General features: G+C 64.5%; 17 protein-coding genes. 9 read left to right on the top strand and 8 right to left on the bottom strand.

Features of this window, described 5'->3' with window-relative positions:
- Window positions 1-22: 22 nt before the first annotated feature.
- From C2I35_RS02680 to C2I35_RS02640, 9 genes are all read left to right on the top strand, one after another.
- Window positions 23-3,415, top strand: coding sequence for a YhdP family protein (locus C2I35_RS02680; RefSeq protein ID WP_103761460.1), 3,393 nt, complete (start codon window positions 23-25; stop codon window positions 3,413-3,415).
- Entirely contained in the window at window positions 3,412-4,479 is a 1,068-nt protein-coding gene (gene queA / locus C2I35_RS02675) for a tRNA preQ1(34) S-adenosylmethionine ribosyltransferase-isomerase QueA (protein ID WP_103761459.1), read from the top strand. The genes C2I35_RS02680 and queA overlap by 4 nt, the downstream gene beginning before the upstream one ends.
- Entirely contained in the window at window positions 4,476-4,766 is a 291-nt protein-coding gene (locus tag C2I35_RS02670; protein ID WP_103761458.1) for a hypothetical protein, read from the top strand. Before queA ends, C2I35_RS02670 begins: the two co-directional genes overlap by 4 nt.
- 185 nt (window positions 4,767-4,951) lie before the next feature.
- Entirely contained in the window at window positions 4,952-6,217 is a 1,266-nt protein-coding gene (locus C2I35_RS02665) for an MFS transporter (protein ID WP_103761457.1), read from the top strand.
- 133 nt (window positions 6,218-6,350) lie between these two features.
- Window positions 6,351-6,938, top strand: coding sequence for a DUF924 family protein (locus tag C2I35_RS02660; RefSeq protein WP_103761456.1), 588 nt, complete (start codon window positions 6,351-6,353; stop codon window positions 6,936-6,938).
- Window positions 6,939-7,087: 149 nt separating this feature from the next.
- Window positions 7,088-8,482 carry a dihydrolipoyl dehydrogenase gene (gene lpdA / locus C2I35_RS02655; RefSeq protein WP_103761455.1) on the top strand — a complete coding sequence of 465 codons (1,395 nt, stop codon included), beginning with the start codon at window positions 7,088-7,090 and terminating at the stop codon, window positions 8,480-8,482.
- A gap of 174 nt (window positions 8,483-8,656) precedes the next feature.
- A complete protein-coding gene (locus C2I35_RS02650; RefSeq protein WP_103761454.1) occupies window positions 8,657-9,214 on the top strand; it encodes a class I SAM-dependent methyltransferase in 558 nt (185 codons plus the stop codon).
- Window positions 9,215-9,336: 122 nt separating this feature from the next.
- A complete protein-coding gene (gene uvrA, locus C2I35_RS02645; RefSeq protein ID WP_103761453.1) occupies window positions 9,337-12,207 on the top strand; it encodes an excinuclease ABC subunit UvrA in 2,871 nt (956 codons plus the stop codon).
- Entirely contained in the window at window positions 12,204-12,572 is a 369-nt protein-coding gene (locus tag C2I35_RS02640) for a hypothetical protein (RefSeq protein ID WP_103761452.1), read from the top strand. Before uvrA ends, C2I35_RS02640 begins: the two co-directional genes overlap by 4 nt.
- Window positions 12,573-12,605: 33 nt before the next feature.
- Here C2I35_RS02640 and C2I35_RS02635 read toward each other — a convergent pair whose 3' ends face one another.
- The 8 genes from C2I35_RS02635 to C2I35_RS02600 form a co-directional block, all read right to left on the bottom strand.
- The gene (locus C2I35_RS02635) at window positions 12,606-12,950 is read right to left on the bottom strand and encodes an excinuclease ABC subunit A (protein ID WP_103761451.1); all 345 of its coding nucleotides are present in this window, start codon (window positions 12,948-12,950) and stop codon (window positions 12,606-12,608) included.
- 191 nt (window positions 12,951-13,141) lie between these two features.
- The gene (gene mmsB, locus C2I35_RS02630; RefSeq protein WP_103761450.1) at window positions 13,142-14,017 is read right to left on the bottom strand and encodes a 3-hydroxyisobutyrate dehydrogenase; all 876 of its coding nucleotides are present in this window, start codon (window positions 14,015-14,017) and stop codon (window positions 13,142-13,144) included.
- Between the two features lie 16 nt (window positions 14,018-14,033).
- Window positions 14,034-15,071 carry an enoyl-CoA hydratase/isomerase family protein gene (locus tag C2I35_RS02625; RefSeq protein WP_103761449.1) on the bottom strand — a complete coding sequence of 346 codons (1,038 nt, stop codon included), beginning with the start codon at window positions 15,069-15,071 and terminating at the stop codon, window positions 14,034-14,036.
- Window positions 15,068-16,210, bottom strand: coding sequence for an acyl-CoA dehydrogenase family protein (locus C2I35_RS02620; RefSeq protein WP_103761448.1), 1,143 nt, complete (start codon window positions 16,208-16,210; stop codon window positions 15,068-15,070). The genes C2I35_RS02625 and C2I35_RS02620 overlap by 4 nt, the downstream gene beginning before the upstream one ends.
- A gap of 231 nt (window positions 16,211-16,441) precedes the next feature.
- Window positions 16,442-17,011 carry a L,D-transpeptidase gene (locus tag C2I35_RS02615; RefSeq protein ID WP_103761447.1) on the bottom strand — a complete coding sequence of 190 codons (570 nt, stop codon included), beginning with the start codon at window positions 17,009-17,011 and terminating at the stop codon, window positions 16,442-16,444.
- 140 nt (window positions 17,012-17,151) lie between these two features.
- Window positions 17,152-18,285: a carboxylate-amine ligase gene (locus tag C2I35_RS02610; RefSeq protein WP_103761446.1), complete on the bottom strand. Its 1,134-nt coding sequence runs from the start codon at window positions 18,283-18,285 to the stop codon at window positions 17,152-17,154.
- An 86-nt stretch (window positions 18,286-18,371) separates the two neighbouring features.
- Complete coding sequence (locus tag C2I35_RS02605) at window positions 18,372-19,436, bottom strand: NAD(P)H-dependent flavin oxidoreductase (RefSeq protein WP_103761445.1); 1,065 nt, start codon at window positions 19,434-19,436, stop codon at window positions 18,372-18,374.
- Window positions 19,437-19,499: 63 nt separating this feature from the next.
- On the bottom strand, window positions 19,500-20,999 hold the full coding sequence (locus C2I35_RS02600) for a CoA-acylating methylmalonate-semialdehyde dehydrogenase (RefSeq protein ID WP_103761444.1): 1,500 nt from the start codon (window positions 20,997-20,999) through the stop codon (window positions 19,500-19,502).
- Window positions 21,000-21,115: the final 116 nt, after the last annotated feature.

Below are 21,115 nucleotides of genomic sequence, written 5' to 3'. Positions count from 1 at the left end.
GTCAACGCGCGGCAACGGGAAAATGAGCGACGCAACGCAGAAGAAACCACGTGGCAAACGCCTCAAACGGTTCGGTCTCTGGAGTGCCGGACTGATCCTTGTGCTGTGCCTGGGCCTGAGCGTTGCGGTCATGGCGATGATCGGCACGCGGGTGTCGGCTCCGGAATGGGTGCGCGAGCGCGTGACGCGCGAAGTCAACGCGGCCGTCGATGGCATATCGCTGCATTTCGGCGACATGGCCGTGGTGGTCGAGAAAGGCTGGGTGCCGCGCCTGTCGTTGCAGGATGTGATGGTGCGCGACGAGACCGGCCTGCCCATTGCCAGCCTGTCGGACGTGCAGGGCACGGTCGATCTGCAGGCCCTACTGCAGGGCCAGTTGCAGCCAAGTGCCGTGCATCTGTCGGGGGCGCAGCTTACCTTTCGCCGCGATGACAGTGGCGAAGTGGGCATGACGCTGGGTGATGCCGCTGCGGCTGAACGGGAACCGGTGACCGTGGCCGGACTGGCCGAACGGCTGGACGACGTCCTGAACCGCCCGGCCTTTCACAAGCTGGCGCGGATCGAGGCCACGAACGTCTCGCTGCGCTACGAGGACGAGCGCACCGAGCGGGCCTGGACCGCCGATGGCGGCCGGCTGGATGTCACGCGCGAAGGCGACGACATCCGCCTGCGTGGGGATTTCGCCCTGATCGGCGCACGGGATTACGCCACCACGCTGGCGTTGAACTATACCGGCCGACTGGGCAACGCCGAGTCCGAGGTTGGCCTGAGTTTCGAGGACATGCCGGCCCGCGACGTGGCAGGGCAGTCGCCCGCGCTTGCCTGGCTCGACGCGATAGATGCGCCGATTTCCGGCGCGTTGCGGGCGTCGGTGGACGCGGAAGGCAAGCTTGGCCCGCTCAGCGCCACGCTTCAGATCGGCGCGGGCGCGGTGAAGCCGAACGCGGCGACCGCGCCCATCGCGTTTTCTTCGGTGCGCAGTTACTTCACCTATGATCCGGCCGAGCACAGGATTCGGTTCAACGAACTGTCCATCGACAGCAAGTGGGTCAAGACCAGCGCCACGGGCCATGCCTACCTGGTTGGCATGGAAAACGGCTGGCCCAGCGAAATCCTGCTGCAGGTCGGTCTGGACGAGGTGGAGGCCAACCCGATGGACCTGTACGCCGAGGCGATCTCGCTGAATGCCGCGCGGATGGACATGCGCCTGCAACTGGATCCGTTCGTGCTGACGCTTGGTGAACTGAGTCTCAGCGATCAGAACGGTGTTCTGCGTTTCAATGGCGAGGCGCGGGCCGAGCCCGACGGCTGGGATGTGACGCTGGACGGTCACATGGACCGGATCGACCCGGACCGCCTGATGCAGCTTTGGCCCGAGCGGCTGGAGGAAAAGACCCGCGATTGGATCACCAAGAATGTCCGCGCGGCTGAACTGAAGAACATTCAGCTTGCCCTGCGCTCGCTGCCCAAGCGCAGCCCGGATTTTTTCCTGGGTTTCGATTTCGAGAAGTTCAGCACTCAGTTCATCAAGAATTTCCCGGTGATCGAGAACGCGCATGGGCACGCGTCGCTGATGGACAACCGTTTCGTGGTGTCGGCGCTGGGGGGATATGTGACCGCGCCACAGGGCGGCCGGGTCGATATCACCGGCACCAGTTTCGACATCCCCGACGTGACGGTGAAACGGACGCCCGCGCAGGTCAATCTGCGCACGCGGAGCACGATCACCGCCGCCTTGTCGCTGCTGGACGAGCCGCCGCTGGAGTTCCTGACCAAGGCGGGGCGCGAGGTCACATTGGCCGACGGTATGGCGGAGCTGCAGGGTGTGCTCGACCTGCGCCTGCTGGACAAGCTGACGGTCGAGGACGTGGAGTTCGACATCGCCGGCACGCTGCGCGATGTGCGCAGCGAGGTGCTGGTGCCCGGACGGGTGCTGTCCGCATCGGCGCTGGAGGTGGCGCTGGCCGACGACATGCTGAGTGTCGCGGGCGCGGGACGCATCGGGCAGGTGCCGTTCGACGGTCGATTCGAGACCGACATCAGCCCGGGCGCGAACACCAGCACCGTGCGCGGCTGGATCGAACTGTCGGAGCGGTTCGCCGAGGAGTTCGGCATCGGCCTGCCACCGGGCAGCTTGACGGGGGCGGGCCGGGCCGATATGGAGATCGACTTTGAAAAGGGCGCGCCAGGGGTGTTCCGGCTAAGCTCGACGCTGGCCGGGGTCGGATTGCGCGTGCCGCAGCTTGACTGGGCGGTATCGCAGGGCGGCACTGGTCGGCTGGAGGCATCGGGGCGGCTGGGGGAGCCGCCCTCTATCGACCGGCTGGAGATTTCGGCCGCGGGGCTGAACGCCCGAGGTGCCGTCACCTTGCGCGACAGCGGACAGCTTGACCGGGCCTCGTTTTCGCAGGTTCAGGTCGGGAACTGGCTGAGCGCCCCGGTGGAACTGGTCGGGCGCGGGGCGGGCGTGACCCCGGCGGTGCGCGTGCTGGGCGGCTCCGTGGACCTGCGCCAGACTTCGCTGGGCGGCGATGGCGGCGGCGGACAGCAGCGGGCGCGGCGCGGCGGTCCGGTGTCGCTGGCGCTGGACCGGTTGCAGATTTCGGACGGGATCGCTCTGACGGATTTCCGCGCCGAGCTGGACATGTCGCGCGGCGCGGATGGCAGTTTCACTGGCAGGGTCAATGGCCTGGCGCAGATCACCGGGCGGGTCATCCCGCAAGGTGGGCGCAGCGCCTTTCGTATCCAGGCCGAAGATGCGGCAGGCGTGCTGGTATCGGCGGGGCTGGTCAAGGGTGCCCGCAACGGCAAGCTGGACGTGACGCTGGTGCCGGGCAAGGGGCCGGGCATCTACGAGGGCAAGCTGACGGCCAAGGGCGCGATGCGCCTCAAGGACGCGCCGTCGATGGCGGCCCTGCTGAACGCGCTGACGGTGGTGGGCTTGCTTGAGCAGCTGGGCGGAGACGGCATCCATTTCGAGCTGCTCGAAGCGCGGTTCCAGCTTTCGCCCGATCGCGTCACCCTGTATTCGAGCAGCGCGGTGGGCGCGGCAATGGGCATCACGATGGACGGGTATTACTTCTTGGAAAGCGGGCAGATGGACATGCAGGGCGTGATTTCCCCGGTCTACGTGGTGAATGCCGTGGGCGGGCTCTTTACCCGGCGGGGCGAGGGGCTGTTCGGCTTCAACTACACGCTCAAGGGGCCGGCCCGCAGCCCGCGGGTCAGCGTGAACCCGCTGTCGGCCTTCACGCCGGGCATGTTCCGCGAGTTGTTCCGCCGTCCCGCACCGAGCCTGCCGCAATCGACGCGGCCCGCGCAGGGCGGTCCGGTGAACGAAGGCAGGCCACAGTCGCAAGCACCGCAGAGCAACTCGCGCGTGCGCGACTTCGACAATCGCGAAAACGGCCGATGAAGCTGTCGGATTTCGATTTCGACCTGCCCGAGGCGCTGATTGCGACCCGGCCCGCAAGGCCGAGACCGTCGGCGCGGTTGCTGGTGGCGCAGGGGGACAGGATCACCGATGCGCGGGTCTATGACCTCGGTCAGTACCTTCGGCCCGGCGACCGGTTGATCCTGAACAACACCAAGGTCATCCCGGCGCGGCTGTCCGGAGTGCGGCGGCGCGAGAGTGCCCAGGGAAACACCGAGGCGCGGATCGAGGTGACGCTGTTGGACGCCACGCCCGAGGGTGACTGGCAGGCCATGATCAAGCCGCTCAAGAAGCTGCGGATCGGCGAGACCGTGCGGTTCGACGCGGGGTTGCAGGCGACGCTGCTGGACAAGGAGGACGGGCAGGGCGTGCTGCGCTTCAACCTGTCCGGCGACGATTTCGACGTGGCCCTGAACGCGGCGGGCGCGATGCCGTTGCCGCCCTACATCGCCAGCAAGCGCGCCGCCGATGACCGCGACCGGGACGATTATCAGACCGTCTTCGCCAAGGAGACCGGCGCGGTGGCGGCCCCCACCGCAAGCCTGCATTTCGACGATGACCTTCTGGCCGGGCTGGCAGCGCAGGGTGTGGCGTTCACCGAAGTCACCCTGCATGTCGGCGCGGGAACCTTTTTGCCGGTCAAGGTCGAGGATGTGACGACCCACCGCATGCATGCCGAGTGGGGCGAGGTCAGCGAGGCCGCTGCCGCCGAAATTGCCGCCACCAGAGCGGAGGGCGGGCGGGTCATTCCCGTCGGTACCACGGCGCTGCGCCTGATCGAGAGCGCCGCCCGCAATGGGACGATCGCGCCCTGGCGGGGCGAGACCGATATCTTCATCTATCCCGGTTTCGAGTTTCAGGTCACCGATGCGCTGATGACAAATTTCCACCTGCCCAAAAGCACGCTGATGATGCTGGTCAGCGCCCTGATGGGGCCGGGCCGGATTAAGGATATATACACTTACGCGATCCAGAATGAGTATCGATTCTTCTCCTACGGGGATTCGTCTCTGCTGGTGCCGCAGGACGGGAGGAGGACAGAATGAAACTCAACAAGGTGCCGGGATTCGTCAGCCGCGTCATGTGGGTGGGGTTGATTACCAGCGCGGCGCTGTTGATCCTGAACTACGTGATCGCGGGGCTTGTCTGTGCATCCATCGTCTTTGCCGCCAACCTTGCCCTCAAGCGCGAGCCGGTCAAGCTATGGGTGTTTCGCGTGCTTACAGGCATGTCGAAGGAAGAGCTGGAACGCGCGACACTTGCCGACGCTCAGGCCGGAGGATCCGCCTCGGACCGTGGCACGCGCGACCCCGACGACCCGCCCGCCAGCTGAAAACCCGGCCGGGACGCGCCGCCGCGCGGGGTTTCGCGCAGGGGCGTCGTCGGTCGGCGCGGGCGCTGTTGAAACCTCCGGAAAACACTGGCAAGGCCTGCATCAGCGACGGATCGAGTCGCGATTGAGGCAGACCCGTTGTGTAACGCCCCGCTAGACGGGCACAAAGTTATTGGAGCATCCGCATGTTTTCCGTTCTTTCCAGCGCCTGGGCCCTGCTCCTGGGCATGATGCTCTTGCAGGTCGGCAACGGCATGCAAGGCACGCTTCTGGGTGTGCGCGGCCAGATGGAAGGCTTTTCCACGCTGGAAATGTCGCTGGTGATGTCGGGCTATTTCCTGGGCTTCCTGTTCGGGTCGCGCAAGGCGCCGGACATGATCCGGCGGGTGGGGCACGTGCGGGTCTTTGCGGCTCTGGCCTCGATGATTTCGGCTGTGATGATCCTTTATCCGGCCTTCGCCAACCCCTGGGCCTGGGGCGTGGGGCGCGTTCTGATCGGCTTTTGCTTTTCCGGCGTGTACGTGACGGCGGAAAGCTGGCTGAACAACGCTGCCACGAACGACAATCGCGGCAAGGCGCTGTCGCTGTACATGATCGTGCAGATGGTGGGCATCGTCAGCGCGCAGGCGCTGATGCTGACCGCCGATCCCGGCGGCTTTGTTTTGTTCATCATCCCGTCGGTGCTGATCTCATTGTCCTTCGCGCCCATTCTGCTGTCGATCAGCCCGACACCGGCCTTCGACACCACCAAGCCGATGACCCTGCGCGAGATCATGAAGATCTCTCCGCTGGGCTGTGTCGGCATGTTCCTTTTGGGCGGGGTCTTTGCGGCGCAGTTCGGCATGGCGGCGGTCTACGGCGCCGAAGCTGGGCTGACCGTGGGGCAGATCTCGACCTTCGTCGCGACCTTCTATGTGGGCGCGATGCTGGTGCAGTACCCGCTGGGCTGGTTGTCGGACCGGATGGACCGGCGGTTGCTGATCCTGATCGCGGCGGCGATTGCGGCGCTTGGCGCGGTGATCGGCATGGCGCTGGGCAGCGTGTTCTGGCTGTTGCTGGTGGCGGCCTTCCTCGTGGGCGGTATGTCGAACCCGCTCTATTCGTTGCTCATTGCCTACACCAACGACTTTCTCGGCTCCGACGACATGGCGGCCGCAGCAGGGGGCATGGTGTTCATCAACGGGCTGGGCGCGGTGTTCGGACCCATCATCACCGGGTGGATCATGGGGGTGATTGGTCCCAGCGGGTATTTCCTGCACATCGCGACCCTGTGCACGATGATGGCGGCCTATGCGGCCTACCGTATGACGCAAAGGGCCGCACCCTCGGCGGACGACACCGAAAGCTATACCGCCGTCATGCCGAGCGCGTCGCCCATGGCGGTGACCTATGCGCAGGAAGTTGCCATGGAGGCGGCGGAGGAAAACGACGTGGATGGACAGGCCGCGTGAGACTGCACATATGCACGGCACAGGTAGGCGAATGTCACGAAAGGTTGCCATTGTTGCAATTCTTTACTGTCCCTGGGGCCGGGGATGTCGTTAACCTGTTACATATGCGTGCTGCCCACTACGGGAGGATAGGATGACAGCGCCCGAAGATATATTGAGTTTCTGGCTCGACGAGGTCGGGCCGAAGGGCTGGTACGAGGCGTCCGACAAACTGGACAAGAGCGTGCGGGACAGGTTTCTCGATGCCTATCACCGCGCCTGCGACGGCACCAACGGGCTGTGGCTGACCTATCCCAACGGGACGTTGGCCTATATCATCCTGATGGACCAGTTCCCGCGCAACATGTTCCGCGATGACGCGCAGGCCTTTGCGACCGACAAGTTCGGGCTGGCCGCGGCCAAGGCGGCGATCAACAAGGGCTGGGACACGCGTATCGACGAACCGGCGCGGCAGTTCTTCTATCTTCCGTTGATGCATTCGGAAAACCTGTGCGATCAGGATCGTTGCGTGCGCCTGATCTGCGAGCGGATGCCCGAAGGCGGCGACGACAACCTGTTGCATGCGCGCGCGCATCGCGAAGTGATCCGCAGGTTCGGCCGCTTCCCGCACCGAAACGAGGCGCTGGGCCGCACGAGTTCGGACGCCGAGAAGGCCTTCATGAAAAAGGGCGGTTACGGCAGCGTGGTGCGCGAGTTGCAGGACGCTGACGCCGCCGCCTGACGTTCCATACGCGATACCCTGGAAAACATGGACAAACCGCGCTGGCCCGTGGCATCTTGTTGCGGGCAGGCTCTGCCGCGTTGTGGTGGGCCGCAAGATAGTTTAATATCAAACTATATTTTGAAACGGACCGGGAAACGGAGCATCGCATGGCCGCGCAATCCTTTGACATGATCGTAATCGGGGCAGGGCCGGGCGGCTATGTGGCCGCAATCCGCGGCGCGCAGCTGGGCCTGAAGGTGGCCGTGGTCGAGCGCGAGCACCTGGGCGGGATATGCCTGAACTGGGGCTGCATTCCGACCAAGGCGATGCTGCGCTCGTCCGAGGTGTTTCACTTGATGCACCGGGCCAAGGAATTCGGGTTGAAGGCCGAGAAGATCGATTACGATCTTGATGCGGTGGTCAAGCGGTCGCGCGACGTGGCCAAGCAGCTGACCTCGGGCGTGGGCCACCTGATGAAGAAGAACAAGATCACGACGATCATGGGCGAGGCCAGGCTGACGGGTAAGGACAAGGTCTCGGTCAAGACCGAGAAAGGCAGCGAGGAGCTGACCGCCAAGACCATCGTTCTGGCCACCGGTGCGCGGGCGCGGGAACTGCCCGGGCTGGAGGCCGATGGCGACCTCGTGTGGACCTACAAGCACGCGCTGAAGCCGCCCCGGATGCCCAAGAAGCTGCTGGTCATCGGCTCGGGCGCGATCGGGATCGAGTTCGCCAGCTTCTACAACACGCTGGGTGCCGAGACGACCGTGGTCGAGGTGATGGACCGCATCCTGCCGGTCGAAGATGCCGAGATCGCGAAATTCGCGAAAAAGGCGTTCGAAAAGCAGGGCATGAAGATCATGGAGAAATCCACGGTCAAGCAGCTGGACCGCGCCAAGGGCAAGGTCACCGCCCACGTGGAGAAAGGCGGCAAGACCGAGAAGCTGGAGTTCGACACGGTGATTTCCGCCGTAGGGATCGTCGGCAATACCGAGAACCTCGGGCTGGAAGAACTGGGGATCAAGGTGGACCGCACGCACGTGGTGGTGGACGAATACTGCCGCACCGGCGTCGAGGGGGTCTATGCCATCGGCGATCTGGCCGGCGCGCCCTGGCTGGCGCACAAGGCCAGCCACGAGGGCGTGATGGTGGCGGAACTGGCCGCGGGCGGACACCCGCACCCGGTGCGCCCCGACAGCATTGCCGGCTGCACCTATTGCCACCCGCAGGTGGCCAGCGTGGGCCTGACCGAGGCCAAGGCCAAGGAGGCGGGATACGACGTGAAGATCGGCAACTTCCCCTTCATCGGCAACGGAAAGGCCATTGCCCTGGGCGAGGCCGAGGGCATGATCAAGACCATCTTCGACGCCAAGACCGGCGAGCTTTTGGGCGCGCACATGGTCGGCGCGGAAGTCACCGAGCTGATCCAGGGATATGTCGTGGGCCGTCAACTTGAGACCACGGAAGAAGACCTGATGCACACGGTCTTCCCGCACCCGACGCTCAGCGAGATGATGCACGAAAGCGTGCTGGACGCTTACGAGCGGGCGGTGCATTACTGAAACGAGCGCCTGCGGCGCGCTGGTTTGGATCGCGTTCGGGCCACGCAGGCCAGTGGGGGACCAGTCCCCCACCCCCCCCGGGATATTTTCGGCCAGAGGAAGCAGTGCGGGGCTTTCCGCATCGGATCGCATCTGAGATGGTGCGCTTGTCGGTGACGGTGAAAGTGTAGCGGAATGGCGAGCCTCAATCGTATCGTGATGTATCAAAGTTCCCGGAAATGGTTCGAGGATATGAACCTTTCCGAGATGAAGGCGGCCGAGGTGTCGGGCAAACATGGCCGGCGTTATGAGTTCAAGAGCTATGAACGCTTCCGCTTTCCGGCCTATGACATCTGCAAGGGGCCCTATGCCGACGAGGCGGGCACCGTGCGGCAGTTCGACATCGTGCTGGCCAACCAGGTATGGGAGCATCTGGACCGGCCCTATGCCGCGACGCGAAACGTTTTGGAGATGCTGCGGCCCGGCGGGTATTTCTGGGTCGCGGTGCCGTTCTTCATCCCCTATCACGGCGATCCGGTGGATTGCTCGCGCTGGACGGCGCGGGGGCTGAAGAACCTGCTGATCGAGGCCGGGTTCCCGGAGGACAAGATCCGGTCCGAGCAATGGGGCAACCGGCTGGCCGGACTGCGGAACCTGGGCGAGGACTGGCCGCCGGAATATGACCCGGAGCGCGACAATCTGGACAATGATCCGGCCTTTCCGATCTGTTCTTGGGCGCTGGCGCAAAAATAAACTGTGGATAAAGCAGGCGCTGCTGACAGCGGGTGACCCGTGTTCGCGCTATGTTCCGTTTTTCCCCTTGGAAGAATTGGCGGCGTAAACTATCTGTCAACGGGTGAGACACCGGGGGCAGTATGGCCGAGTTGAAGAACATCGAAGTACGGGGCGCGCGCGAGCATAACCTCAAGAACATCGACGTGGACATTCCGCGCAACGAACTTGTGGTGATCACCGGCCTGTCGGGGTCGGGCAAGTCGAGCCTGGCCTTTGACACGATCTATGCCGAGGGGCAGCGGCGCTACGTCGAAAGCCTGTCGGCCTATGCGCGGCAGTTCCTGGACATGATGGAAAAGCCGGACGTGGACCATATCAGCGGTCTTTCCCCGGCGATTTCGATTGAACAAAAGACGACGTCCAAGAATCCCCGCTCGACCGTCGGCACGGTCACGGAGATCTATGACTACCTGCGGCTGCTGTTTGCACGGGTCGGCACGCCCTATTCGCCGGCCACCGGCAAGCCGATCGAGGCGCAGCAGGTGCAGGACATGGTTGACCGCGTGCTGGCGATGGAGGAGGGCACGCGCGCCTTCCTGCTGGCGCCGATCGTGCGGGACCGCAAGGGCGAGTATCGCAAGGAATTCCTTGAGCTTCGCAAGCAGGGCTTTCAGCGGGTGAAGGTGGACGGCACGTTCTACGACCTCGACGAGCCGCCGACGCTGGACAAGAAGTTCCGCCATGACATCGACGTGGTGGTCGACCGGATCGTGGTGAAGGAAGGGATCGGCACGCGGCTGGCGGACAGTTTCCGCACGGCGCTGGACCTGGCCGACGGGATCGCGATTTTCGAGACGGCGCCGAAGGAAGGCGAGCCGGAGCGGACGACGTTTTCCGAGAACTTCGCCTGCCCGGTCAGTGGCTTCACCATCCCCGAGATCGAGCCGCGGCTGTTCTCGTTCAACGCGCCGTTCGGGGCCTGTCCGGACTGCGACGGGTTGGGCATGGAGCTGTTTTTTGACGAGCAACTGGTGGTGCCGGACGCGGCGCTGAAATTATATGACGGGGCGCTGGCCCCGTGGCGGAAGGGCAAGTCGCCCTATTTCCTGCAGACCATCGAGGCCATCGCGCGGCATTACGAGTTCGACGCGAACACGCCTTGGCGCGACCTGCCAGCGCATGTGAAACAGGTGTTCCTGCACGGCTCGGGCGACGAGGAAATCCAGTTCCGCTATGACGAGGGCGGGCGGGTGTACCAGGTGTCGCGCGTGTTCGAAGGCGTGATCCCCAACATGGAGCGGCGCTATCGCGAGACCGACAGCAGCTGGATCCGGGAAGAGTTCGAGCGCTACCAGAACAATCGTCCTTGTGGCACCTGCGGCGGCTATCGCCTGCGGGAAGAGGCGCTGGCGGTGAAGATCGGCAAGCCCGACGACCTGCGCCATATCGGGCAGGTGGTGCAGATGTCGATCCGCGAGGCGTTCGACTGGTGCGAGACGGTGCCCGAGGCGTTGACCGCGCAGAAGAACGAGATCGCGCGGGCGATCCTGAAGGAGATTCGCGAGCGGCTGGGGTTCCTGAATAACGTGGGGTTGGAATACCTGACGCTGAGCCGCAATGCCGGCACGCTGTCGGGCGGGGAAAGCCAGCGGATCCGGCTGGCCAGCCAGATCGGCAGCGGTCTCACCGGCGTGCTGTACGTGCTGGATGAACCCTCGATCGGGCTGCACCAACGCGATAATGGACGGTTGCTGCAAACGCTTCAGAACCTGCGCGACCAGGGCAATACGGTGATCGTCGTGGAACATGACGAAGAGGCCATTCGGACCGCCGACTACGTCTTCGACATCGGCCCCGGGGCGGGCGTGCATGGGGGTGACGTTGTCAGCCACGGCAAGCCCGAGGCGGTGGCGGCGGATAAGAATTCGATCACCGGGCAATACCTGTCGGGTGTGCGCGAAATCGCCGTTCCGGCCGAGCGGCGGAAGGGCAATGGAAAGCAGGTCAAGATCGTCAAGGCGACGGGCAACAACCTGAAGGGCGTGGATGCCGAGTTTCCGCTGGGCAAGTTCGTCTGCGTGACCGGGGTGTCGGGTGGGGGCAAGTCCACCCTGACCATCGAGACGCTGTTCAAGACGGCCTCGATGCGGCTGAACGGGGCGCGGCAGACTCCTGCGCCGTGCGAAACGATCAAGGGGCTGGAGCATCTCGACAAGGTTATCGACATCGACCAGAGGCCCATCGGGCGCACGCCGCGCTCGAACCCGGCCACCTATACCGGGGCGTTCACGCCGATCCGCGACTGGTTCGCCGGTCTGCCCGAGGCCAAGGCGCGCGGCTACAAGCCGGGGCGGTTTTCCTTCAACGTCAAGGGCGGGCGCTGCGAGGCGTGCCAGGGTGACGGTGTGATCAAGATCGAGATGCACTTTCTGCCGGACGTCTACGTCACCTGCGAGACATGCAATGGTGCGCGCTACAATCGCGAGACTCTGGAAATCCAATGGAAAGGCAAAAGCATAGCGGACGTTCTTGATATGACGGTCGAGGACGCGCAGGAGTTCTTCAAGGCGGTGCCGTCGATCCGCGAGAAGATGGATGCGCTGATGCGCGTGGGCCTGGGCTACATCAAGGTGGGCCAGCAGGCGACGACGTTGTCAGGCGGCGAGGCGCAACGCGTGAAGCTTTCAAAGGAACTGGCCAAGCGGTCCACGGGCCGGACGCTTTATATCCTCGACGAGCCGACCACGGGGTTGCATTTCGAGGACGTGAAGAAACTCTTGGAAGTCCTTCATGAACTTGTAGAAAGCGGCAATACGGTCGTGGTGATCGAGCACAACCTGGACGTGGTGAAAACCGCTGACTGGATCGTCGATATCGGCCCCGAAGGCGGCGATGGCGGCGGCGAGATCGTGGCCGTGGGCACGCCCGAGGATGTGGCCGAGGTCGAGCGCAGCCATACCGGACGTTACCTCAAGGACATGCTGGCCGCCCGCAAGGTCGCCGCTGAATGAGGCTTGCCGCTGGTGTCCTGCTTGGGCTGATGCTGCCCTGCGGGGCATGGGCGCAAACCGGACCGGAGTGTGGATTTGCAGAAGAGCCGTGTTTCTGCGGTGGGCTTTATGCCGTGCTGGAGGTTGGCGACGGCGATGCCGCATTCGAGGCCGACTTGCGGGCCCGGGCCAACGAAATGCGGGCGCGTGTGCAGGCATTTCACGGGGAAACGGCTGGAAATATGCTTTTCGACGGCTGGGTGGCAGCGTGGCGCGACCTGCCTCAGGGCACTGATGGGCAGGTTCTGCTGGCGGAGGGGCTGGCGCGGTGCGAAGGGTATGTCACCGGCGTGAGCGGGCGACCGAGCGTATCGGTCAGCCCGTAAAAACAAGTCTTCTGAAGGGCTTGATCAACGGTCCTAATTCAGAATACGGGCCGCTGCGCCGATAAGGTCAAGCACTTCCCGGGTGTCTCGGTCGACGCGAAGCACCTGGTCGCCGACCCGGTAATACGTACCGTAGGGGTCCAGCCCGTAGCGGCCCGGATCGCGGATGACGATATAGTCACCGCGGATCACGTCCCCCCGGCGATAACCGTCATAGTAATCGCGGTCCCGGTCATATCCGGAATGCTTCTTGGCCTGGCCCGGCGGCACGCAAGGCACGGCCTTTTTCGCAAGACCGGGAGGGCAGTTGGACTTGGCCGCCACGGGACCGGCCAAAGACACGGCGACGACGGATGCGGTCAGGATGGGTTTCCACATTGGCGTTCTCCTTTTGCTTAGGCTGATAACACATGTGCAGAGGGAGCGTTCCTCACGATCATGTGCGCTGGCGGTTTCGTGCCGGTTGGGCCAGAGCGTAGGCGCCGGGCCGGCGAAAGGGGCGCTGCCGTCGCACCGAAACGAGGTTTCGGCGCTCCCCCGGGATATTTTTGGCCAGAGGAAGAGGCGGCTTAGCCTTCGTGCCCGCGTTTCTCGAACCGGGGCAGCATCGCGCTGAAATCGCGGCCATTGCCGTCTTCGTCCTCGACGAAACGGCGATAGAGGTCGCGGGCGGCCTGGCCGATCGGCGTGTCGGCATCTGCGGTCTCGGCGGCCTGCATGGCCAGCGTCAGGTCCTTCAGCATCAGTTCGGCGGCGAAGCCGGGCTTGTAGTCGTTGTCGGATGGCGATTGCGGACCGATGCCGGGGGCCGGGCAATAGGTGTTCATCGACCACGACGAGCCCGAGGAGGTCGAGACCACGTCGAACATCGCCTGCCGGTCAAGGCCCAGCTTGTCGGCCAGCGCGAAGGCCTCGCAGGTGACGATCATCGTGGCGCCCAAAATCATGTTGTTGCAGATCTTGGCGGCCTGTCCGTTGCCCGAGGGGCCGCAATGCACGGCTTTCTGGCCCATGATGTCGAAGAGCGGCTTGGCGGTGGCAAAGGCGCTCTCGTCTCCGCCCACCATGAAGGTCAGCGTGCCGCCCTGCGCCCCGCCGATCCCGCCCGAGACCGGCGCATCGAGCGCCCCGAGGCCCGCCGCGTTGGCCTGCTCGGCCACGGCGCGGGCGCTGTCAACGTCGACTGTCGAGCAATCAAGCAGGACCGCGCCGGGTTTCATGGCCGGGATCACCTGGTCGGCGACGGCGCGCAGGATCTGGCCATTGGGCAGCATGGTGATGACCACGTCCGCGTCGCTCGCGGCGTCGGTGGCGGAGGTGGCGACGGACACGCCTTCGGCAGTTGTGCCCGCTGTATCAAAGCCCGCCACGTCATGGCCGGCGGCGGCGAGGTTCGCGGCCATCGGCGCGCCCATGTTGCCCAGCCCGATAAATCCGATCTTCATGTCAGTCCCCCCTGTTTCAGGCGTTGAATGTCATCTTGTGCTCGCCCAAAGGCAAGAGCATCTGCGTGGCCGCCATCGTGGGCGGTTTTTCCAGGTCATGCTGCCAGTTAGGGCTGCGGTCCTTGTCGATCACGGCGGCGCGGATGCCTTCCAGAAAATCGCCTTGTTCCATGGCGCGGAAGGTGAAGCGGTACTCCAATTCCAGCGCGCGGCGGATATCGGCTGCGGGCCCGCGCAAGCGGTGCAGGATTTCCACGGCGCACGCCATGGAGAGGGGCGAGTTGCGGCCCATGGCCTTGAGCGCGTCGGCGGCAAACGCGCTTTCGGACGCCTTGAGCGCATTGACGATGGATTGCAGGTCTTCGCCGGCGAAATGGGCGTCGATATCCGCTTGAAGCTCGCGCATCGCGCCTTGCGGGGGCGTCTCGCTGGCGGTGTCGATCTGGGCCGGATCGCCGGTTTCTTCCAACCGCTCGATGAGGGCAGGCCACGCGTCCTGCGGGATGAAGGTGTCGGCGAACCCTGCATAAATCGCGTCGGCAGGTCCCATGCGGGAGGTGGTCAGGCCAAGATATTCACCAAGCCGGCCCGGCGCGTTTGCCAGGATCAGCGAGCCGCCGACGTCGGGCACGAGGCCGATGCCGCATTCCGGCATGGCGATCTGGCTGCTGTCGCAGACGATCCGGTGCGACCCGTGGCAGGAAATGCCGACGCCGCCACCCATGGTGAAGCCCTGCATGAAGGCGACATAGGGCTTGGGATATTCGGCAACCTTGGCGTTCAGGCGGTATTCGTCGCGCCAGAAGGTCTGCCCATAGGCGAAATCACCCGCGCGTCCGGTGTCGTAAAGCTGCTGGATGTCGCCGCCCGCGCAGAAGGCCTTGTCGCCCTCCGCGTCGATGATCACAAGCGCGACATCGTCATCGGAGGCCCAATCGTCCAGCGCCGCCTCGATAGCCAGGCACATGTCGTAGGACATGGCGTTGAGCGCCTTGGGGCGGGTGAGGGTGATGCGGCCCGCACGGCCAGTCTTTCGGATCGAGATGTCGGTCATTGTTCCGCCAGCATGTGCCGCGCCACGATCAGGCGCATGATCTCGTTGGTGCCTTCGAGGATCTCGTGCACGCGCAGGTCGCGGACCAGTTTCTCGATGCCGTAATCGGCAAGGTAGCCGTAGCCGCCATGCAGTTGCAGGCACTGGTTGACGATCCGGCTGCCCGCTTCGGTGACGAATTTCTTGGCCATGGCGCAGTATTTCGTGGCGTCGGGCGCCTTGGTGTCCAGCTTCCACGCGGCCTGGCGCAGGAAGACGCGGGCGGCTTGCAACTCGATCTCCAGGTCGGCGAGGCGGAATTGCAGGGCCTGGAACTGGTCGATGCTTTGCCCGAAGGCCTTGCGCTCGCGCATGTAGGCCTTGGTCATGTCGAGCGCCTGTTGTGCAGCCCCCAATGAGCAGGCGGAAATGTTGAGGCGGCCGCCGTCAAGCCCGGCCATGGCATAGCTGAACCCTTTGCCTTCTTCGCCCACGAGGTTCTCGGCTGGGATGGTGCAATCGTCAAACTGCACCTGAGCCGTGGGTTGGCTGCGCCAGCCCATCTTGTCTTCCAGCCCGCCGAAAGAGAGGCCGGGCGTGCCGTCCTCGACATAGACGGTGGAGATGCCCCTGGGCCCATCCTCGCCGGTGCGGACCATGCAGACATAGGCATCAGAATAGCCGCCGCCGGAGATGAACGCCTTGGTGCCGTTGAGCGTGTAGCCATCGTTGGTGCGTGCGGCGCGGGTTTTCAGCGCGGCGGCGTCCGAGCCGGAGCCGGGTTCGGTCAGGCAGTAGGAGAGCACCGTCTTCATCGGGATCACGTCGGGCAGGACGCGGGCCTTGAAGGCGTCGCTGGCGAAATTGTCGATCATCCGGGCGCACATGTTGTGGATCGACAGGAAGGCGGCGACGGAGGGACAGGCCATGCTGAGCGCCTCGAACACCAGCGTCGCGTCGAGACGGGAAAGGCCCGCGCCGCCGGACTCTTCGCTGACGTAAAGCCCGCCGAAGCCCAGCTCGCCCACCTGCGGCCACAGCTCTTTCGGGATGGTGCCCTGCGTCTCCCAGTCGCGGGCATGAGGCGCGATGGCGTCCTGTCCGAAGGCATGGGCCATGTCGAAAATGGCGGTCTGTTCCTCGCTGAGCGCGAAATCCATCGCGGGGTCCTCCTCGTCGTACCCGGTTGGGTAATTGAACGTGTGTTTAATTAACCTTTTCGCAGCGGCGTCGCAAGCCGCGATGACGGCCCGCACTCAGCTTGAAGAACCAGCGCCACCGATACAAGTGCGGATGCCCGAGGGATGTGCCGCGCAGTCCGCACCCCTAAAAAGAAAAAAGCGCCGCACCTTGGGTGCAGCGCCTTTGCGTTTAATCATGGGAGGGCCCGATCAGAGCACCAGCACCTTCGTGCCGACGGCTGTCTTGGCGAACAGCTCGGCAATATGCTCGTTGTACAGGCCGATGCAGCCCGAGGACGACCGGCGGCCGATCTTGCGCGTATCATGCGTACCGTGGATCAGGTAAGCGGGCCAGGCAAGGTACATTGCGTGGGTGCCCAAAGGGTTGCCCGGTCCGGCATCCATGAAATCGGGCAGGCTTGGGTCGCGCTCCTTCATGCTCTCGGTCGGCGTCCAGGTGGGCCCGACTTTCTTGCGCACGATCTCGGTATAGCCGCGGCGGGTCAGTTCGTCGGTCATCGGCACGGAGGACGGATAGAGCGAGTAAACGCCATCCGAGTTCCAGTGGTGCACGGCACGGCTGTTGATGTCGCAGACGATACGGCCCGCGCCGAGGCTGTCGAAATAGTCGTTCCAGTCGCGGGTGGTGAAAGACGACGCGTTGCGCTTGACCGAAGACGACAAAGGCGAATTGTCCTGCGCCAGCAGCAGGGACGGGGTGGCAAGGGTGGCGGCGGCGCCCAGAAGCGTGGCGCGGCGCGTGAAGCGTGTCTTTGACATTGGATTGCTCCGTGTACGAGAATTTTCGTTCTATTTAACTGGATCGACAGAAAGGTTAAGGGAAAACCCGCGCGATTTTGCCGCCTCACGCAGGTTTGAAGAGGCGGGCCGGCGATAAGGCGCCGATCCGTGCATTCGGGTCACAGGTCGGCGTGAAATTCTTCGACAAGGTGGCTGACGACGGCGCGAAGGGCGGCGTCCCGTTCGGCGCCGTCGTCCTTTGCCGTGTCGAAGGCCCGGCGCTGGCGAGTCGAGGAGGTGCCGGTGCGCATCACCTCGCGCATGGTCTCGACCTCCGTAATGCAGGCGAAATAGCGGGCGTCTTCCTCGATCAGTTCCAGCAGTTCCTCGGCCAGTTCCGCGACGGGCACGATCGCGCCGCGGCCGAAATCTATCAACCCTTCGCGTGTGCCGTAGCGTTGCGCGCGCCAGCGGTTTTCGTTCACCAGGAAAGGGTCATAGATGCGCCAGCGCTGGTTGCGCGTGGCCAGCCGCCACAGCATCCGCGTGATGCATTGCGTCAGCGCGGCCAGCATCAGCGTGTGTTCCAGCCGGGGCTGCACGTCGCAGATCCGGGACTCGATGGTGGGAAACTTTGACGACGGGCGCAGATCCCACCAGATCTTGCTGGCATCCTCGATCACGCCCAGATCGGTCAGCGACCCGACCGAGCGTTCGAATTCGGCGAAACTTTCCATGCGCGGGGGCAGGCCGGTGCGCGGCAGGTTGTCGAACACCGTCAGGCGGTAGCTGTCCAGCCCGGTGTCATGCCCCTGCCAGAAGGGCGACGAGGTGGACAGCGCCAGCATGTGCGGCAGGAAATAGGTCAACTGGTTCATCAGGTCGACGCGGCGGTCGGGGTCCTCGATGCCGACATGGACGTGCATTCCGCAGATCAGCATCCGTTGAACGACGCCTGCGAGGTCGTTGCTCAGCGTGTTGTAGCGGTCCTTGTCGGTGTGCGGCTGGTTGCGCCAGTCGGAAAACGGGTGGCAGGAGGCGGCGATAGGCACCAGATTGTGCGTGGCGGCGTGTTTCGACACGGTACTGCGCAGGCGCTTGAGATCCTCGCGCGCCTCGGAGACGTCCTTGCAGACCTTGGTGCCGATCTCGATCTGGCATTTCAGGAATTCGGGCGCGACCTGATCCTGCAATTCCTCGGCGCAGGCATCCATCATCTCGGACGGCGCCTCTGCCAGGTCGAGGCTGTCACGGTCCACCAGCAGGTATTCTTCCTCGATGCCGATGGTGAAATCGGGGCCGTCTGGGGTCATGGCTGCCCTCCCTGTGCGATAATACCAGCAGGAATCGGGCCGGTTTGGCAAGCTTTTGCTGCGCGCCGGTGCGGTGTCGGGCCCTGTCAGGCGTTCATCGCCTCCTTGGCCGAGGCAACCAGTGCCTTCAGCCTCGCCCCGGCATCGCCCGACGGCGCCAAGGCCGCGCTTTGCCCGTAAAGGGAAAACTGATGTGCCGGGCCGTCCGCCTCCAGCAGCGGGCGGCTGTAATGGTACATCAGCGGGAAGGGCGCGGCGTCCACCTGCGCCATCGCGTCGATCCATTTCGTGCGGTGCGCCCGCGCCGGGCGGCCCGAGCCCGCCCGCGTGACCCGCGTGCTTTCATCGGTGCCCATCTCCACCGCCTCGGGGTGATAGGGCTTTCTGGTGGCCTCGTCCGCCGTGATGAAGGCGGTGCCGATCTGCACGCCCGATGCGCCGAGGGCAAAGGCGGCGGCAATGCCGCGCCCGTCTGCGATGCCGCCGGCCGCGATCACGGGCACGTCCACTGCGTCCACGACCTGCGGCAGCAGTGAGAAAAGTCCCACCTGCGCATCGTTCTCCAGTTCGAGGAACAGGCCCCGGTGCCCGCCCGATTCCCAGCCTTGCGCGATGATCGCATCCACGCCCCGGTCGGCCAGCCAGCGGGCCTCGGCCACGGTGGTGGCCGAACACAGGATCTTGCAGCCCTTGTCCTTCAGCGCCGCCACGGCCTCGACCACGGGCAGACCGAAGTGAAAGCTGACCACCGCCGGCGGCCGCGCCAACAGGCAGTCCAGCTGCGCTGCGCCGAAGGGCTGGAACGACGGGGTCGGCAAGCCTTCCGGCAGGGTCGCCCCGGTCGCCTCGTAATGGGGGCGCATGGCTTCGATCAGTGCAACGTGATGGTCCTCGGTGATGTCTTCGGGTTCGTGGCAGAAGAAATTCAGGTTCACCGACCGGTTCGTGGCGCCCGCCAACGCCTCCATATCCTCGGTCAGCTTTTCCGGTGACAGCGTCGCACAGCCGTGCGAGCCCAGCCCGCCCGCGTTCGACACCGCCGCCACCATGGCCGGGGTGGTGGTGCCCGCCATCGGGGCCTGGATGATGGGATGCTCTATCCCCAGAAGCTCGCAAAGCCGCGTGTCGGGCCACATCGGTCTATCCTCCATGAACGAAACCGGGCCGCAACGGTGTCCCGCGCGGCCCGGTCATCATCGCCCAAGGCAGATGGATCAGTCCATCGCCTTGAAGTTGAACTCGCCGCCTTCCTTGATGCCGCTCGGCCAGCGGGCCGTGACGGTCTTGGTGCGGGTGTAGAACTTGAAAGCGTCCGGGCCGTGCTGGTTGAGATCGCCAAAGGCCGACTTCTTCCAGCCGCCGAAGGTGTGATAGGCGAGCGGCACCGGGATGGGCACGTTGACGCCCACCATGCCGATGTTGATCCGGTTGGCGAAGTCACGCGCGGCGTCGCCGTCGCGGGTGAAGATCGCCGTGCCGTTGCCCATTTCATGGTCCATGGCAAGGCCAAGGGCCTCGTCGTAGGAGCCGGCGCGGACGGTCGACAGGACCGGGCCGAAAATCTCTTGCCGGTAGATGTCCATGTCCGGCGTTACCTTGTCGAACAGGTGCGGGCCGACGAAGAACCCGTCCTCGTAGCCTTGCAATTGGAAATCGCGCCCGTCGACGACCAGCTCCGCGCCTTGCTCCACGCCGCTTTCGATCAGGCCCAGGATCTTTTCCTTGGCGGCGGCGGTCACGACGGGACCGCAATCCACGTCATCGCCCGCGGTGTAGGGGCCGACCTTCAGCTTCTCGATGCGGGGCACCAGCTTTTCGATCAGGCGATCCGCGGTTTCGTCGCCCACCGGCACGGCGACCGAGATGGCCATGCAGCGTTCACCGGCGGCGCCGTAGCCCGCGCCAATGAGCGCGTCGGCGGCTTGGTCCATGTCGGCGTCGGGCATGACGATCATGTGGTTCTTGGCCCCGCCGAAGCATTGCACGCGCTTGCCGTTGGAGCAGCCGCGGCCATAGATGTACTCGGCGATCGGGGTCGAGCCGACGAAGCCGATGGATTGCACGGTCTCGTTGTCGATCATCGCGTCCACGGCTTCCTTGTCGCCGTTGACCACTTGCAGCAGACCCTTGGGCAATCCGGCCTCTTCCATCAGTTCGGCCAGCATGATCGGCACCGAAGGGTCCCGCTCGGAGGGCTTGAGGATGAAGGCGTTGCCGCAGGCCAGGGCCGGCGCGAACATCCACATCGGGATCATCGCCGGGAAGTTGAACGGCGTGATGCCGCCCGTCACGCCCAGCGGCTGGCGCATCGAATACATGTCGATGCCGGGGCCGGCGCTGTCGGTGAACTCGCCTTTCAGCAGTTGCGGCGCGCCGATGCAGTATTCCACGACCTCAAGCCCGCGCTGGACGTCGCCCTTGGCGTCGGGGAAGGTCTTGCCGTGTTCCGAGCTGAGCGCCTCGGCCAGCTTGTCCATGTCGCGGTTCAGCAGGCGGACGAATTCCATCATCACCCGTGCGCGGCGCTGCGGATTGGTCGCGCCCCATGCGGGCTGCGCCTTGGCGGCGATCTCGACGGCCTGGTCGAACTCTTCCTTGCTGGCCAGCGGGCAGCGGGCCTGAACCTCGCCGGTGGCCGGGTTGTAGACGTCGGAAAAACGGCCCGACTGGCCGGGCACGCGCGCGCCGTCGATATAATGCGTCAGGTCTTTCATGTCGGTACTCCTCGGATTTGCGCGCAGGTTAGCGTTGCGTTTTTAGCGGGAAAAGAGGCAATGTTTCAAAAGGGCTTTGCAGGAATGCAAAGCAACATACCGGATCAGAGGGCAGG

The sequence above is a fragment of the Roseovarius confluentis genome (assembly GCF_002917925.1).
GTDB classification, from domain to species: Bacteria; Pseudomonadota; Alphaproteobacteria; order Rhodobacterales; family Rhodobacteraceae; genus Roseovarius; species Roseovarius confluentis.
This window is presented reverse-complemented; position numbering and strand designations above follow the sequence as displayed.